Below are 15,415 nucleotides of genomic sequence, written 5' to 3'. Positions count from 1 at the left end.
GGTTGTTGCGGCCCCGCTCAGGCGGCCTTCTGCATCTTGTCGGTCGTTTCAATCACGCCCAGCACATCGCTTTCCTTCATGATGAGCAGGTCCTCGCCGTTGAGCTTGATCTCGGTGCCCGACCATTTGCCGAACAGGATGCGGTCGCCGACCTTGACGTCGAGCGGCTGCAACTGGCCGCTATCGTCACGCGCCCCGGGCCCGGCGGCGATGACCTCGCCTTCCTGCGGCTTCTCCTTGGCTGTGTCAGGAATGATGATGCCGCCCGCGGTCTTCTCGTCGACCTCGATGCGGCGGACCAGGATACGGTCATGCAATGGACGGAACGCCATGTCGTTCTCCTCATAGGACAAACAGATTTCTTGGACCTCCCTTCGCAGCCGACCGGTGCAAGGGTCGATGCGACGGTGCGCGACCCCTCCTCAGGCATCGCGCGCCTATCGAATTAGTCTGCCGGATCAGCCTTTCAAGAGGACGCCGAAAAAATTTTAGCACTCGCCGTGGTCGAGTGCCAACGCACTGTAATAACGCACTGTAATAATGGCGCTATTCCAGGATTTGAAACGACGGATGCGGCTTGAAATCGGGGCGCAACTTTCCGACCTCGGCGCCGCCTGCCGGTGGCCGGAACCGATGAGGACGTGGAAGCGTTTTTCCCCGCGGATGATGGACGCCTGATCGTTCGGAAATGAGACAGGCATGGTCGGTAATGAGTTCCAGGTCAGCAACGAGTTCCGGCTCCAGATGCAGGGTTTTGGCTTGACGACGGCGGAGATCCATTATCGTCTTCCCGACTATCGGGACCTGCTGCAGCTCTTCATCTGGCAGGAATACGACATCGCCCCGGATTTCCCGACGCTGAAGCATTTCCTCGACTATTGGGAACGTGAGATCGAGGGCCCGCTGCATTCCGTGCGCGTAGCCCATCACCGTCTGATCCAGCCCTCCGACTGGCGGGCGGTGGACGGCATCATTACGCTGCAGTGAAATAGAAGAAAGGCGGCGCATTTCATGAAGGTGCCGCCTCTTCAGCACAGCGCGTCGGCGTCGATTTCAGCTGGGCCGATTTCAGCTGAGCCGATTTTCAGGTAGATTGGCGTTCAGGTGGATTTACGTCCCGTGACTAGCAGTCCGGCGGTGCGCGCCGCCTTGACGAAGGCGGTTCGAGCCTCACCGGCGGTGCGCCAGCCGTCGAGCGCGTCGCGGCAAGCGCGATAGGCTGCGCGCCAGCTCCGGCCGCGCGCCCTGTCCGGCCATTGCTGCATGCATTCGATGGCTTCCCAGCTGCTGGCGACCTTGCGCTCTCCGACGGATTGGAGCTTGAGCGTGATCGGCTCGGAGAATGGGACGTCGTTCATCACTTCCTCCTTTTTTCTTTTTGAGAATAACCAGGAAGGCGACCCGATCGGCGCTCGACTGACGAGATGGTTCGTCTGGCTGCGTGCTTCAAGACCTCCCCCGTCTCCCAGCCTACTTGCCGAAACCCGACGCTATATGTCGTCGTCCGGCGGTTCGAGAAGCCCGATCAGCGTCGCCACCCTTGCCGACGGCAGCGGGCGGCCCTCGTTGACCAGCGCCTCATCGCCGCCGACCCAGGCAAAGGCCTCGCGCAACTCTTCGATCGTCGCGCCGGTCGAGGCGATGTCGGCGATGACGGCCTCATCGACCGGGCCCAGCACCGAAATGATGTCGTCGCGTGTCAAGGTCATGATATCCTCCATACGACGTGCCGGCGCGACCCTCAAACGACGGTTGAAACCGGCATTGCAGTACAATCTGGCAACAAAAAAATTCTGGCTGCGGGACAGAATCTGGGTCTTGATTTCGGCCTGACAATAACCAAATCCAAATTGCCGGTTGCCGAATGGGACCGGCAGAACCCAGGGAGCGCCAAGCTCTTTGGCGTCCCTCGTACTATGTTGCTCCATGGAGGATGTAGCTATGAGAACCGCATTCGACTTTTCCCCGCTCTATCGGTCGAGCATCGGTTTCGACCGAATCTTCAACCTGCTGGAAAACGCGCCTCAGGCAGCCGAAACCTGGCCGCCCTATGACATCGAGCGAAGCGACGAGAACAGCTATCGCGTGACGATCGCCGTCGCCGGCTTTTCCGAGGACGATCTCGACATCAGCCACGAGCCGAACCTTCTCATCGTCTCGGGCGAGCGCAAGAAGCAGGACGAGGTGGAATATCTCCATCGCGGCCTTCCGGTGCGACCGTTCACACGGCGCTTCGAGCTCGCCGATCACATGACGGTCACCGGCGCCTCGCTCAACAACGGCCTGCTGACGATCGATCTCGTGCGCCAAGTGCCCGAGGAGATGAAGCCGCATCGCATCACGATCGCCAAGCAAGATGGCGCGCGCAAGGCCGGACAGGTCGAGAAGCCGAAGCAGGCCGCCTGAGCGAAGGCGATTTCTGGCGTTCGCCTTTGACACAACCAGTCGAGAAAGGAGAACAGCAATGGCTATTCGTGATCTCATTCCCTGGGGCCGAGAGAACAGTCCGGTTCCCAGCTTCTATCGTGACGAGGACCGCGACCCGTTCATGGCGTTGCATCGCGAGATGAACCGCATGATCGACGACGCCTTCCGCGGTTTCGAAACGCGCATGCCGATGCTCAGCGGATTTTCGTCGCCACGCGCCAATTGGCCGAGCGTCGAAATCTCCGACAGCGAGAAGGAGATCCGCGTGACCGCGGAAATCCCCGGCATGGACGAGAAGGACATCGAGGTGCTGCTCGACGACGGCGTGCTGACATTGCGCGGCGAGAAACGCTCCGAGACCGAGGACAAGGATAGGCACTTCTCCGAGCGGTTCTACGGCCGCTTCGAGCGCCGCATCCCGCTCGGCTACGAAGTCGAGGAGGACAAGGTGAACGCCGCCTTCCATAACGGCGTGCTCAGCGTGACGCTGCCCAAGACCCAGCGCGCTCAGACGAAGGCCAAGCGCATCGCCATCGGTGGCAGTGCCGCCAGCCCCGGCAAGAGCAAGCACTGACGACATCGGCAGCCGGACGCGCAAGCGCCGGCTGCGCTCATTCGGTGGATACGCCACCAGTTCCTGCTTGCAACTAGCCGTCCGCCGGCCGCCCGATACCTTGGAAGGGTCCGATACCTTGGAAGTCCAACCCAGCATCAACTTCCGGCGGCAGGCTTGGCCTTGACGTTCTTCAGCGCGGTCAACAGATAGTCCTGCATCGTCGCCTGAAGGTTTGTCGTGGCGATGCGTACTGCCGCCATCGCCTCCTTCACCGCCGCTTCGTCGAAGGGTGAAACCTGCTGCGCCGTCGCCAGATTTGCCCGCGCCATGCGCAGCTCGCGCAGTGCCGCCAAGGTGCGCGGACGGTTTGCGCGGCGGATGCTGCGGAACTCCTTCCTCACCTCGGGCGAGTAGGCGCCGGCGATCTCGGTGATCAGCCCGCCCGCCGCCGATCCTTGGCGCAAGCCATGAGCCGCATAGCCGAGCAGGAAGAAGTTGCCGGCAAGCGAAAGGCCGAGCAGCACCAGCGTCGCCGTCCATAACAGGGAACGCCTCGTCAAAGCGAATCCTCCCCTGATGCGGGATCGGCGGCAATGCCGGACATGCCATCGCCAGACATACCATCGCCAGACAGGCCATCGCCAGACAGGCCATCGCCAGACAGGCCATTGTCGGACAGGCCATTGTCGGACAGCCGCGCGCCGGAAGCCAGCGCCAGAAGCTCCGAATCCGGCAGATCATCCTGCAGCCGCGCCACCTGGTAGCCTGCCAGCGTCATGGCTACGAGCATGGCCGCAGCGCAAGCCGCCAGTCCGGCCGGCTCAAGCAAGAACCTCGGCAGGAATGACGACCACGTTGACCTCCGGCCGGCATTGATGCGGGCCAGCACCTTGCGTGTCAGCGCCTGTTCGTCGCTGGCCATCAGCGCCGCCTCGAGCACGAGGCGATCGAGCGCGCGATCCGGATCGTCTTGCGGCGATCGGTCCGTTTCGCCCGTGATAAAGGCCCGTGCTTCCTGCCGGAAGGGAGCAGGCCAGGCGCCGACATCGTCGCCGAAGCAACGCTTGTTTCGTTCGAACTCGTCCCGTGTCATGAGGACTTCCTTTCCAGGCCTTCTGCCGCCATTGCCAAATGATCCCGCAAATGGTCCCTTAGCGCCCGCCGCCCGCGAACCAGCAATTGCTCCGCCGAGCCGGCGCTGCCGCCCATCACCTCGGCGATGGCCGTGATATCGAGATCGCCGACGGCCCGCAGCAGCACGGCCATGCGCTGCCGCTCCGGCAGGCGCGACAGGCCGTCGCGGACGATCGCAAGCTCCTGTCGCGCGGCGGTCGTCGCTTCGGCACCCGGCTCTTGCGAGGCCACCTCATCCCGGACATCGTCGAGCCCGATGAAGGTCCGCAGCGCCCGGCGCCGGCGCTGGTCGATGCAGCGATTGGCGGTGATCCTGTACAGCCACGTCGAGGCGCGTCCCCTGGCGGGGTCGAACCGTGCAGCCTGTTTCCAGATGGTCACGAACACCTCCTGCACCACATCCTCGGCGTCGCCGGCATTGCCGAGATAGCGCGCCGCAAACACCCGCAAGCCGCGGCCATGGCGGGCGATGAGCTCAGACAGCGCGCCCTGGTTGCCCGCCGCCACCCGTGCCAGCAGTTCGTCGTCCTCACGCGGCTTCTCATGCTGCACGGCGGCGGGCACCAACTGGCGAGGCTCCTGAACGTCAACGGCGCCAGCGCCGGGACCCGAAAACCGTGTTGCCGTCCGGGCCGGTGAAGCTGCCGGCCGAGCGGCCACGGAACGGCCCACGCGCCGACACCCGCTTGCCGGAGAAGGACTGCCCGTCCGGCCCGGTGCCAGAGTAGCTTCTGGCGCAGCGGTCAACAACGCCCGCCACGCATTTGGAACTCGACGTATAGCTGCCGCCATTGGGGCCGATGCGCGTGGTCGAGCCGGTGTGGACGCCGCCCTCCCGACTGACGCTGCGGCTGATCTCGCCACCATGCACCGTCGGCCGTTGCCATTCCTCGGCCGCGGCCGGCACGGCAGCCGCCGCGACAAGCATCGCGCCGAGGCAAAACAGATGAACTTTCGCTGAAGAAGGCATTTCTTACTCCTTGATTGTGTTGAAAAAAGACTGGATCTATCTAGTTGAACACGGAACGTGATGGGATCGTCAGCCGGCGCGATCGGCAAAGAGCTTGCGAACGGCGGCGATCTCGTCCGCCGACAGCGTGCCGTCGCCATTGCGGTCGGCGAGGTCGAACAGCGGCATGCGGTTGCGGAACTCGTCCTCCGAGACCTTGCCGTCGCCGTTCGTGTCCATGCGCCGCCAGCGGTTGCCGAGCCTGGCTTGCGCCGCGTCGGCGCGGTCCATGATGGTGTCGCGGGCGCCTTCGATCTCCTTCTCGTCGATGACGCCGTCGTCATTGCGATCGAGCTTCGTGAACATGCGCTCGCGCGCCGCAAGCATCTCGTCCTTTGAAATCGCGCCGTCACCATTGGTGTCGACCCGTTGCAGGATGCGCTTGCCCGGCATGTCCTTTCCCGAAATGTCTTGCCCGTGCGCGGCGGAAAGCGGTACGAGCCCCAGAAGCAGGGTCGCAAAGAGTGCTGAACGTTGCATGGTGATGGTCCTTTCGCTGTCATTCGTCGCAAGCGGCGACTGCTGACCGATACGCAGGAGGGACGCTTCCCCTACGCTTGCCGGCGAAAAATTCTCACCCGCAGCCTGAGCAGCGGAACCTCCGGGTTCCTGCTGCGGATCGGGCGGCAACCCGATCGGACCCGCGCTCTCCGCCAGAGGCGCGGGCTTCATCTGTTCGGCCGATGCGCCAGACGGCGCGAAGGCCGAATATTGAGTATCTACGGAGCATTGAGTAGCAGCGTCGCTACCGTGGCGTTCCTGGCATCCAGGCGACGGAGCCCGCCATCCCTTGGGTTGGCGGGCTTTCGTTTCAATTGTCGAACTTTATCGGCCTGTCGGAGCCGAGCGAAAAGTCCTCGCCATCCGCTTCTTGTCGCCTGTTGCAACAGCGGGCGGACGCAGCCACCCGTCTCAGATCGCCTCGCGCTCCCGTTCCGGCGTGGCGACCAGCAAGGCCGCAGCGGCGTTGGCGGCAGCAAGTGCGGCCTCGACCTGATGGCCGCGGGCAAGGCCTGCCGCGAACGCGCCGACGAACTCGTCGCCGGCGCCATGGGTGCTGACGACCTTCACCGGAATGGCCGCCATTGCAAATGCCTCACCGTCGCGGCCGCAATAGGCAATGCCCTCCCCGCCGGCCGTGACGATCGCGGCCGGGTAAAAATCGACCAGCATGCGTGCCGCCTTGGCAGCACCCTCAAGCGTATCGACCACCGCAACGCCGGCCAGAAATTCCGCCTCGATGGCGTTGACGATGACGATGTCGGTGAGTGCTATCAATTCGCCGGACAGTTTGCGGGCGGGAGCCGCATTGAGCACGAGGCGGCCGCCATGCGCCTTCACCGCCCGCGCTGCGGCAATATTGGCGGCTTCCGGCACCTCGTTCTGCAGCAGCAGCACCGCCGTTTGCGCAACCATTTCGGTCGCGGCCGCGATGTCCTTCTCACCCAAGGTGAGATTGCTGCCCGAGACGATCACCGCGCCATAATCGCCGCCGGCGTCGAAAATCGCCACGCTCATGCCTGAGCCGGCGCCAGCCGCGACCCGCACGAAGCGGCGGTCGACGCCGCGGCGCGCGAGATTGTCGACAAGCGCGCGGCCGAAATCGTCATCACCGACGGCGCCAATCATTGCCGAGCGCACGCCGGCCCGCGCCGCTGAGACCGCCTGGTTGCCGCCCTTGCCGCCGCATTTCGGCTGCCAGGCACGGCCGGTCACGGTTTCGCCCTTGCGCGGGCGATCGGGCGCCTCGACCATGATGTCGTAATGCAGGCTGCCGAACACTGTGACCAGCGGAGTTGTCATGTACCCCTGTCCCGGCGTTTCGACGTCACCGCCGACATCGTGCGGCCGAGATTACGCTCAGCCGCCTGGTAGTCGCGCTGCGCCACCGCGACGAACAGCGCGTCGAGAATGTTGAGCTGGGCGATGCGCGCCGCCGCGTTCTCGCCCATCAGCGGCGAGCCCTGCGCCGTCGAGCACAGCACGATGTCGGCGACGGCGGCCAGCGGCGAGTTGTCGTAATTGGTGATCGCCAGCGTCCGCGCGCCGCTCTTGCGGGCGAGATGGATGGCATCGATGACGGCGCTGGTGTTGCCGGAATGCGAGAAGCCAACGGCGATGTCGTCGGCGCCGAGCAGTGAGGCCGACATCAGCATCATGTGCGAATCGTCGTAGACTGATGCGCGGATGCCGATGCGCAGGAATTTGTGCGAGACGTCGCGCGCGATCTGCGCCGAACCGCCGACGCCATAGAAATCGCGGTTCCTGGCGCGGTACAAAAGATCGGCGGCGCGGTCGAAATCGTCCATGTCGAGGATCGCCAGCGTTTCCTCCAGCGCCTGGATCGAGGTGCGGAACACTTTTTGGACGATCTCGGCCGAACTGTCGTCGACCGACAGCTCCTGATGCATTTCGGCGGTCGGCAGGCGGCTGTATTCATAGACCGCGGTGCGGAAGTCGCGATAGCCGGAAAAACCCAGCTTCTTGGCGATCTTGACCACCATCGCCTCCGACACGCCGGCCTCCTCGGCGATCTGCCTGAGCGGAATGGTGTCGTCGAAGCCGCGCCGTCCGAAGACGGTTTCCACCACCTTCGCCTCGAGCGGCGTCAAATGCGGCATCATCATGCGGATGCGCGGTCCTACTGCTTTCAGATCCAGGCTGGTCAAGGTCATCCACGTCCCCTCGTCACGCGATCGATGAGCATCGCGGCGAGGATTATAAGGCCAGTTGCCAGGAGCTGATAGAAGGACTGGACATTCATCAGCGTCAGGCCGTTGCGCATGGTGCCGAGGATGACGGCGCCCAGGATGGTGCCGACCACGCTGCCCTTGCCGCCCATCAGCGAGGCGCCGCCGATGGCCGCCGCGGCGATCGCGTCGAGCTCCCATAGATTGCCGAGGATGGGTTCGGCGGCACCCAGCCGGCCGATCAGGATCTGCGCGGCAAGGGCCGCCAGCAGGCCCGAGATCATGTAGGCGGCGATCTTGGTGCGGGCGATCGGCACGCCGGCTATGTAGGCGGCCTCCTCATTGCCGCCGACGGCGAGCAGATATTCGCCGAACGGGGTCTTCTTGAGGATGATCCAGGCGATCAGCGCGACCACGGCCACGATGATGACCGCCAATGGCAGCCCGAACAGCGAGCCGTTGAAGATGGCGCGGAAGCCGGCGGGCAGGCCGAGCACCGGATTGCCGCCTGTATAGATCAGCGCCAGCGCCCGGTAGGTGCTGAGCGTTCCCAGCGTGACGATGAAAGGCTGCAGCCCGACATAGGCGACGAGCACGCCGTTGAGCAGGCCGCAGACGAGGCCGATGGCGAAGCCGGCGGCGATGGCCAGCGGAAACGGCACACCGGCAACCAGCATCGAGGCCGAGATGACGGCCGAAAGCGCTGCCGTCGGTCCGACGGACAGATCGATGCCGCCCGAGATGATCACCAGCGTCATGCCCAACGCCAGGCAGGCGTTGATGCTCGACTGCTGCAGGATGTTGATCAAATTGCGCTCGGCAAAGAAGCCCGGGACCAGCGCGCCGAAGACGGCGAGAATCACGACCAGGCCGATCAGCGTGCCGGCATCGCGCACGGAAAACCGGTGCAGGAATTCAGCCCGTGGGCGCGCTGCTGTGTGTTCGGTTACATCAGTCATCTGCTCGTCCTGTCCGTTATGCACCGGCCCGATGGCCCTGCGCCTTGCCGGCCTTGAGTCTCCGATTGGGGTATGGCGTGCGCCGCGATCGCCTGTTCGCTGAGATCTGCCCGGTCGAGTTCGGCGGCGAGCGTGCCGTCGCGCATGACAAGCACGCGGTCGGCGAGCCGGATCACCTCGGGAAGCTCGGACGACACGACGATGACCGAATGGCCTTCGGCGGCGAGCTCCTCGATCAAATGGTAGATCTCCGCCTTGGCGCCGACATCGATGCCGCGCGTCGGCTCGTCGAACAAAAGGATGCGCGTTCCCGCCGCCAGCCAGCGGCCGATGATCGCCTTCTGCTGGTTGCCGCCGCTGAACAGCCGGATCGGCCGGTCGAGCAGGAACGGGCGCAAATTGACCCGCTTCATCTTCTCGGCCGCGACCCGTTTCAGTCTGGTGTGATCGACGACGCCGCGCGGTGCGAACACGCCCATCGACGCCAGCGCCATATTGCTGGAGATCGACCGCAACGGCACGATGCCTTCGCGCTTGCGCTCCTCCGGCACCAGGCCGATGCCGGCGGCGATGGCGTCGCGCGGATTGGAAAGTTTGATCGCCTTGCCGTCGATCTCGACCCTGCCTGACGAGGCGCGGTCGGCGCCGGCCAGCAGCCGCAGCAGTTCGGTGCGGCCCGAGCCGACCAGGCCGGCAATGCCCAGCACCTCGCCGCGATGCAGCTCGAACGAGACGTCATGGACCTTGGTTGCCGAGGCGAGGCCACGCACGCTCAGCCTGACCTCGCTGGAGGCGTGCGAGCGGTGCTGTTCCTGGGCAAGCTCGCGGCCGACCATCATCGAAACGACGGCTTTTTCCGACACCTGCGCGAGATCGACGGATCCGACCACGGCGCCGTCGCGCATGATTGTGGCGCGTTGGCAGATGCCGAACACCTCGTCCAGCTTGTGCGAGACATAAACGACCGCGACGCCGTCGCGGGCAAGGCCGGCAATGACCTCGGCCAGGCGTTCGAACTCGTTCGGCGTCAGGCTCGATGTCGGCTCGTCCATCGCTACGATGCGCGCCCGATCGAGCAGCGCCCGGGCGATCTCGACGATCTGCCGCTGCGCGACCTTCAGGCTGCCGAGCGGGACTGCCGGATCGATGGTCGGATCGAGGGCGGCAAGGGCTTCCGCAGCGCGGCGTTCCTGCTCGCGCCGTGCGACGAAGATGCCGCCGCGCGTCAGCGGATGGCCGAGGAACATGTTCTGGGCGACGCTGAGCTGCGGCACCTGCTGCAATTCCTGATGGATCATGGCGACGCCGGAGGCGCGCGCGGCGACCGGATTGTTCAGCGTCACCGGTCTGCCGTCGATCAGCACGCTTCCGGCCGTCGGCCGGTAGACGCCCGACAGGATGCGCAGCAGCGTCGATTTGCCGGCGCCGTTCTCGCCGAGCAGGCCATGGATTTCGCCGGCACCGACCGAAAAGGACACACCGCTCAGCGCCCGCACGGCCGGAAACGCCTTGGAAATGCCCTCGAATTGCAGCCGCGGGACAGACGTTGGTTCCATTCTCCAGGCAACGGGCGTCAGCCGAAGGGCCGGCACCCGCCTTGTCCCTAGTTGCCCGCTGCCGCGTCCTCGAGCAGCGCCTTGCGCACGGCGTCGCCGGCGCCGGAGTAACGGTCGGCATTGTCCTTGGTGATCAACGCCTGCGGCGTGGCGACGACGCGCGGCAGCTCCTGCCCGGCCACCAGTCGCAGCGCCGATTCCAGCGCCACCTCGCCGGTCAGCACCGGGAAACTATCGACGGTGCCGGTCAGCTCGCCGGCACGAATCGAGGCATAGGCGTCGGAGATGCCGTCGGTGCCGAAGACGGCGACCTTGTCCTGCAGCCCGGCGGCCTTGACCGCCTCGACGATGCCCAGCGCCATGCCGTCATTGTTGGCATAGAAGCCGATCAGGTCGGGGTGCTGCTGCAGGATGTTGGTGGCCGCGTCGTAGGATGTCTGGCGATCCCAGTTGCCGGGCACGCTGGCGACGACCTCGAACTTGCCGGCTTCGGTGATCGTGGTCTGGAAGCCGTCGGTGCGCTGGACGGCGGCATAGACTCCGGCCTGGCCTTCGACGATGGCGACCTTGCCGCCATCCGGCCGGTTCTTGATGAACCATTTGGCGACGCGCACGCCATTGTCGCGCTGGACGTTGCCGACATAGTGCTCGGCCTGCGGGATGACTGCGTCATTGACATTGACCACCGGCACGTTGGCGGCCTTGGCCTGTTCCATGATCGGCTGCAGGTTGGAGTCGGTCTGCGGCGAGACGAGCAGCACGTTGTAGCCTTGAGTGACCAGGCCTTCGGCGATTGTCAGCTGGCCGAGCTGGTCGCCCTCGCTCTGCGCCGCCTGGTAGACGACCGGAACGCCGACGCGATCGCCCAACGACTTGTAGCCCTCACCCAGCGAGCGCCAGTATTCGTTGGTCAGCGTCTTGGAGACGGCGCCCGCCTTGGTGCCGTCGGGCAGCTTGGGAAACGCGCCGAACTTGGCCTCGAGCTGCGACCAGTCGATGCGGTCCTTCTCGGTGTCGGAATTGAGCGGCGCGAGGTCGGTCGAAAAGGCGGAGCCGATGGACAGCGCCATCAGCGCAGCGGTGGCGGTGGCAAGCAGAAATTTCATGGTCTTTCCTCCCTTGTTGAACGATTTTGAGGCCGAGCCTCAGCTGTCCGGCCCGAGCATGGCTTCCTGGATGATGGCTTGCGACGCGACCGCGTCCTGGCGGTCGATGGCGGTGGACAGGCGGTTGTCCCTTTCCAGTCGATCGACGACGCGCAGCATGCGCTTGACGGTGGCGATGTTGACTTCGCATTCGTGGACCGGATCGAGCCCGGTCATGTCGGGGAAGGTGTCGAAATAGATGGCGCCGACGTAGCCGTCGCGGCGGATCTGGCGGAGCAGCTCGATCGTCTGCAGCGTGTGCACTGCGCCGACCATCAGGCCGTCGTCGCGCTTGGCGTAGCCGTCGTTGAGATGCACGCCCAAGAGCTTGCTGTGGCGCGCCACCAGTGCTGCGGCAAAAGCCGGCTGCTCGTCGGCATAGAGCACATGGGCGAAATCGAGCGTCACGCCGAGATTGGGCAGGCCGATCTCGCGGATCGCCAGCAATGTCGTCGCCGCGTCGGGCATCAGGCTGTAGGAACGCGGCTCGTTGGGCTTGTATTCCAGGCTGATCTGGCAGTCGGCATCATGCCCTGCCACTTCACGAATCCCATCAATTTCGTGTTGCCACAGTGTCGCGTAATCAGCTTGGAAGGCATAGTCGAAGCCATCCTGCCCGAGCCACAGCGTCATCAGATTGGCGCCCGCCTCACGCGCGGCGTCGATACCGGCCTTGGTCAGGTCGATGGCTTCGCGGCGAACTGCCGGATCCGGATTGGTGAAGGCGCCGAGCTTGAAGGCCGGATTGGAGTAGTAGCGCATGGCGAAGCCATTGATGGAAAGCCCGCGATCACCGAGCTTTTGCGCCATTTCCGCAGGTTTTTCATCGACATGATCGGGAAAATTGAGGTCGAGGTCGGTCAGCCCCGCAACCTTCGCCGCACGCGCCGCCATCTGCAGCATGGACGGCTTGCCGACAAGATCCGGCCATTCGGCCTGTGGCCGCGAGGCAAAGGAATTGAGGCGTGTGGCGAAACGATTGGCTGTCATGGATGACCCTTTGGTGGACATAACTTCACATACTTTAGAATATTTGTAAAGTTCTTATTTTAACGTGAGTCCCGGGCTCAGCCGGACTGAACGCACCGAAAGCGGATTTCATGGCCGGCCCGGCCGTGTGCCTCAAATGATGCCGCCATGGCGGGCGGCAGTCGGGAGATCGAACTGGCGGACTTGGTGACGAGAGGTCGACCGCCAGTCGAACTGGCAGCCGACATGCGCCGACTATCAAGTAAATTTACACAGAGCAGTATCGCGGGTAAAATTGCTTGCAAGCGATCGGCGTCCCAAATGAAGGGCCCACTGACGATCAAGGTGCTCGGCGAATTGGTGGTCCTGCGGGACGCCCGGGAAATCGCGCTGCCACAGTCGAAGAAAACGCGCGCGCTGCTCGCCTATCTAGTGGTGACCAACCGGCGCCAGCGGCGCGACCATCTGTGCCAGATGTTCTGGGAGGTGCCAGACGATCCAAGGGCTTCGCTGCGATGGAGCCTATCGAAGCTAAGGCACAGCATCGACCAGGACGGTGATAGGGACTGCCTGAAGGCTGATCGAGACAGCGTGTGTTTCGACACCGCCAAGCTTGATGTCGATTTGCTACAAGTCGCCCACATGACGGCGAACGAAGTGCGCTTGCTCGACATTTCACGCCTGGAAACCTTGGCCACCGTGTTCCGGGGGCGGTTCCTCGAGGACCTCGAACTGCCTCGTTGCCCCGTGTTCGAGGCTTGGCGCATATTCCACGGTGACGCGTTGGATCGCACCAGATCGATGATCCTGCAGGCGCTTGTCGAGCGGCTACGCAGCGAACCTGAACGGGCCCTTTCATATGCCCAAACGCTGCAATCTCTGGACGCGACCAATAAGCAAGTTTCATTGGAGATGAGATCACTCGCCGCTTCGGCTCTACAGCGGGCAACGCGACCGCGATCGGCGAGCGAGGAACTTGGGGAACAATTATCAGATGAAGATGGCCTTCCCGCTCCTCCCGGTGGTGGCCAAAATGAGCACCGGCGTTTCCAGGAGATACATTATTGCAGCAGCCCAGACGGCGTCCGGATCGCCTACGCGGTTTCGGGTGAGGGCCCGCCGATTCTTCGCGCCGCGCACTGGATGTCGCATCTGCAATATGAATGGGAAAGCCCAGTGTGGCGGCACTGGATCGATTCGCTTTCGAGCAGGAACACGTTGATCCGATACGATGAGCGCGGCAACGGTCTCTCCGACTGGAATGTCAGCGACTTTTCCTTTGACGCCATGGTCACGGATCTGGAAAGCGTTGCCGACGCAAGCGGCATGAACCGGTTCCCGCTGCTCGGCGTCTCGCAAAGCTGCGCAATATCGATCGCCTACGTCGTCCGCCACCCCGAGCGCGTGTCGCGCCTCATTCTCTACGGAGGCTATGCAAGGGGCCGGCGAAAGCGCGGCGACACCCACCAACTCGATACCCATGAAGCTATGACCACGCTGATCCGTGAAGGATGGGGCAAGGACAATGCCGCGTTCCGCCAACTGTTCACCGAGGCATTCATTCCGGGTGCCAGCCGCGAGCAGATGGCCTGGTTCAACGATCTCCAGAGGCAGACCACATCGCCGCTCAACGCCAGCCTGCTTCACTCCACTTTCGGCGACATAGACGTTTCGGCGATGCTTGCGCAGGTCACCATTCCGACGCTGGTGCTGCATGCCAGGAACGATGCCGTGGTCCCATTCGACGAAGGCAAGGTGCTCGCGGCCGGCATACCGGGGGCGCGCTTCGTCGACCTCAACAGCGCAAATCATATCCTCCTCGACAACGAGCCTGCCTTCGCCGATTTCCTGCGCGAAGTCAGGTCCTTCATGGCCGGGCCCGAGTGACGGATCGGCTCGGCGGGTTCTTCTCTCCAGCCAGCAAATTTCAACGCTTCGGCCGCCCTTTTCTAACGACCGCAACAACACTCCTTCCAACGCAAACCGGTGACCATCGGCGCCGTGGTCGGCAAATGGAGGATCGAGATGAAGATTCATTCTGTGATCGGCGGCGGCGACGTGAAGCTGCATGTGCGCGAATGGGGCAAAGCTGATGCTCCAGCCATCCTCTTCATCCACGGGTGGTCGCAGAACCACCTTTGCTGGCGCAAGCAGTACGAGAGTGTGCTTGCGGACGCGTTTCGCCTCGTCGCCTTCGATCTTCGCGGCCATGGCATGTCGGAAGCGCCCGAGGCACAGCAGCAGTACACGGAGCCCAGGCCATGGGCGGACGATATTGCGGCCATCGTCGGCCAGCTCGGCCTGAACCGGCCCGTTCTCGTTGGGTGGTCTTATGCGGGCTTCATCATCTGTGACTATGTCCGCGCTTACGGCCAGGATGCGATTGCCGGGGTCAACTTCGTGGGTGCGGCTGTAACGCTTGACAGGGCCGCGTTCGGCGTTTTGATCGGCCCCGGCTTTCTCGATCACGTGCCGGGCGCGACCGCAGGCGACTTCCTCTCCAACGTCCAGGCCATTCGCGAATTCGTGCAGGGCTGCACCGCGCGACCGCTACCGAGAGACGAATACGAGGTGGCCCTGTGCTGGAATATCGTTGTGGCCCCAACAGTCCGGGCTGCGCTTGTCACGCGCGCGATCAACTCCGACGACGTTCTGACCATGTTAGAGAGACCTGTCCTCATGACTCAGGGCCGCAGCGACACGGTGATCCTCCCAGCAATGGGCGATCACATCCTCAAGACATGTCCGACGAGCACCGCTTCCTGGTACCCCGAGACGGGGCACGCACCCTTCATCGAGGACTCCTCCCGTTTCAACCGCGAACTCGCCGACTTCGTGCGCAAAGCGGCGACATCATAGCTGACGATAGAGGACATTTCGCGCCAAGGCTTGTGCTCAATCGGACCAGGCCGTCATGTCTGCTATTGGCGGCGCATTGCGGACGCAAGGGCTCGACGCAGCGAATTTCCG

Annotated in this window: 19 protein-coding genes; 5 read left to right on the top strand and 14 right to left on the bottom strand. The window is 63.8% G+C overall.

Translation table 11 applies throughout. The features are described 5' to 3' along the window. Positions 1–17: 17 nt before the first annotated feature. A complete protein-coding gene (locus AC0L16_RS09355; RefSeq protein WP_473620340.1) occupies positions 18–332 on the bottom strand; it encodes a co-chaperone GroES in 315 nt (104 codons plus the stop codon). Positions 333–699: 367 nt separating this feature from the next. Between AC0L16_RS09355 and AC0L16_RS09350 the strand changes: the two genes are divergently transcribed. Beyond that, entirely contained in the window at positions 700–987 is a 288-nt protein-coding gene (locus AC0L16_RS09350; RefSeq protein ID WP_473620338.1) for an usg protein, read from the top strand. 113 nt (positions 988–1,100) lie between these two features. Here the strand turns inward: AC0L16_RS09350 and AC0L16_RS09345 are convergent, their stop codons facing one another. Beyond that, a complete protein-coding gene (locus AC0L16_RS09345; RefSeq protein ID WP_258123241.1) occupies positions 1,101–1,358 on the bottom strand; it encodes a DUF982 domain-containing protein in 258 nt (85 codons plus the stop codon). Positions 1,359–1,490: 132 nt separating this feature from the next. Beyond that, on the bottom strand, positions 1,491–1,709 hold the full coding sequence (locus AC0L16_RS09340) for a hypothetical protein (RefSeq protein WP_473620337.1): 219 nt from the start codon (positions 1,707–1,709) through the stop codon (positions 1,491–1,493). A gap of 232 nt (positions 1,710–1,941) precedes the next feature. Here AC0L16_RS09340 and AC0L16_RS09335 point away from each other — a divergent pair, with 232 nt between their 5' ends. Together AC0L16_RS09335 and AC0L16_RS09330 are read left to right on the top strand one after the other, a co-directional pair. Continuing rightward, a complete protein-coding gene (locus AC0L16_RS09335) occupies positions 1,942–2,406 on the top strand; it encodes an Hsp20 family protein (RefSeq protein WP_473620335.1) in 465 nt (154 codons plus the stop codon). Between the two features lie 58 nt (positions 2,407–2,464). Continuing rightward, entirely contained in the window at positions 2,465–3,001 is a 537-nt protein-coding gene (locus AC0L16_RS09330) for an Hsp20/alpha crystallin family protein (RefSeq protein WP_473620334.1), read from the top strand. A 137-nt stretch (positions 3,002–3,138) separates the two neighbouring features. Here the strand turns inward: AC0L16_RS09330 and AC0L16_RS09325 are convergent, their stop codons facing one another. The 11 genes from AC0L16_RS09325 to AC0L16_RS09275 form a co-directional block, all read right to left on the bottom strand. After that, complete coding sequence (locus AC0L16_RS09325) at positions 3,139–3,543, bottom strand: periplasmic heavy metal sensor (protein ID WP_473620333.1); 405 nt, start codon at positions 3,541–3,543, stop codon at positions 3,139–3,141. Further along, on the bottom strand, positions 3,540–4,076 hold the full coding sequence (locus AC0L16_RS09320; protein ID WP_473620332.1) for a hypothetical protein: 537 nt from the start codon (positions 4,074–4,076) through the stop codon (positions 3,540–3,542). The genes AC0L16_RS09325 and AC0L16_RS09320 overlap by 4 nt, the downstream gene beginning before the upstream one ends. Then, positions 4,073–4,681, bottom strand: a complete 609-nt coding sequence (locus AC0L16_RS09315) for an RNA polymerase sigma factor (protein ID WP_473620553.1) — start codon at positions 4,679–4,681, stop codon at positions 4,073–4,075. Before AC0L16_RS09315 ends, AC0L16_RS09320 begins: the two co-directional genes overlap by 4 nt. A 22-nt stretch (positions 4,682–4,703) precedes the next feature. Continuing rightward, positions 4,704–5,087 (bottom strand): hypothetical protein, encoded by a 384-nt coding sequence (locus AC0L16_RS09310; RefSeq protein WP_473620330.1) that lies wholly within the window; start codon positions 5,085–5,087, stop codon positions 4,704–4,706. Between the two features lie 69 nt (positions 5,088–5,156). Then, complete coding sequence (locus AC0L16_RS09305) at positions 5,157–5,606, bottom strand: EF-hand domain-containing protein (protein WP_473620329.1); 450 nt, start codon at positions 5,604–5,606, stop codon at positions 5,157–5,159. 432 nt (positions 5,607–6,038) lie between these two features. Then, positions 6,039–6,929 carry a ribokinase gene (locus tag AC0L16_RS09300; RefSeq protein WP_473620328.1) on the bottom strand — a complete coding sequence of 297 codons (891 nt, stop codon included), beginning with the start codon at positions 6,927–6,929 and terminating at the stop codon, positions 6,039–6,041. Continuing rightward, complete coding sequence (locus tag AC0L16_RS09295) at positions 6,926–7,801, bottom strand: MurR/RpiR family transcriptional regulator (RefSeq protein ID WP_473620327.1); 876 nt, start codon at positions 7,799–7,801, stop codon at positions 6,926–6,928. Before AC0L16_RS09295 ends, AC0L16_RS09300 begins: the two co-directional genes overlap by 4 nt. After that, positions 7,798–8,775 carry an ABC transporter permease gene (locus AC0L16_RS09290; RefSeq protein ID WP_473620325.1) on the bottom strand — a complete coding sequence of 326 codons (978 nt, stop codon included), beginning with the start codon at positions 8,773–8,775 and terminating at the stop codon, positions 7,798–7,800. The genes AC0L16_RS09295 and AC0L16_RS09290 overlap by 4 nt, the downstream gene beginning before the upstream one ends. Further along, a complete protein-coding gene (locus AC0L16_RS09285; protein ID WP_473620324.1) occupies positions 8,772–10,331 on the bottom strand; it encodes a sugar ABC transporter ATP-binding protein in 1,560 nt (519 codons plus the stop codon). The genes AC0L16_RS09290 and AC0L16_RS09285 overlap by 4 nt, the downstream gene beginning before the upstream one ends. A 47-nt stretch (positions 10,332–10,378) precedes the next feature. Next, positions 10,379–11,437, bottom strand: coding sequence for a sugar ABC transporter substrate-binding protein (locus tag AC0L16_RS09280; RefSeq protein ID WP_473620323.1), 1,059 nt, complete (start codon positions 11,435–11,437; stop codon positions 10,379–10,381). A gap of 39 nt (positions 11,438–11,476) precedes the next feature. Continuing rightward, positions 11,477–12,466 (bottom strand): TIM barrel protein, encoded by a 990-nt coding sequence (locus AC0L16_RS09275; protein WP_473620321.1) that lies wholly within the window; start codon positions 12,464–12,466, stop codon positions 11,477–11,479. A 147-nt stretch (positions 12,467–12,613) separates the two neighbouring features. On the opposite strand from AC0L16_RS09275, the gene AC0L16_RS09270 reads away from it, so the two are divergent. Together AC0L16_RS09270 and AC0L16_RS09265 are read left to right on the top strand one after the other, a co-directional pair. Continuing rightward, the gene (locus AC0L16_RS09270) at positions 12,614–14,332 is read left to right on the top strand and encodes a bifunctional AfsR/SARP family transcriptional regulator/alpha/beta hydrolase (protein ID WP_473620320.1); all 1,719 of its coding nucleotides are present in this window, start codon (positions 12,614–12,616) and stop codon (positions 14,330–14,332) included. A 138-nt stretch (positions 14,333–14,470) separates the two neighbouring features. Next, on the top strand, positions 14,471–15,304 hold the full coding sequence (locus AC0L16_RS09265; protein ID WP_473620318.1) for an alpha/beta fold hydrolase: 834 nt from the start codon (positions 14,471–14,473) through the stop codon (positions 15,302–15,304). Positions 15,305–15,415: the final 111 nt, after the last annotated feature.

The sequence above is a fragment of the Mesorhizobium sp. WSM4848 genome (assembly GCF_055811375.1).
The sequence above is the reverse complement of the archived record's forward strand: the minus strand, read 5'-3'. Positions and strand labels throughout refer to the sequence as shown.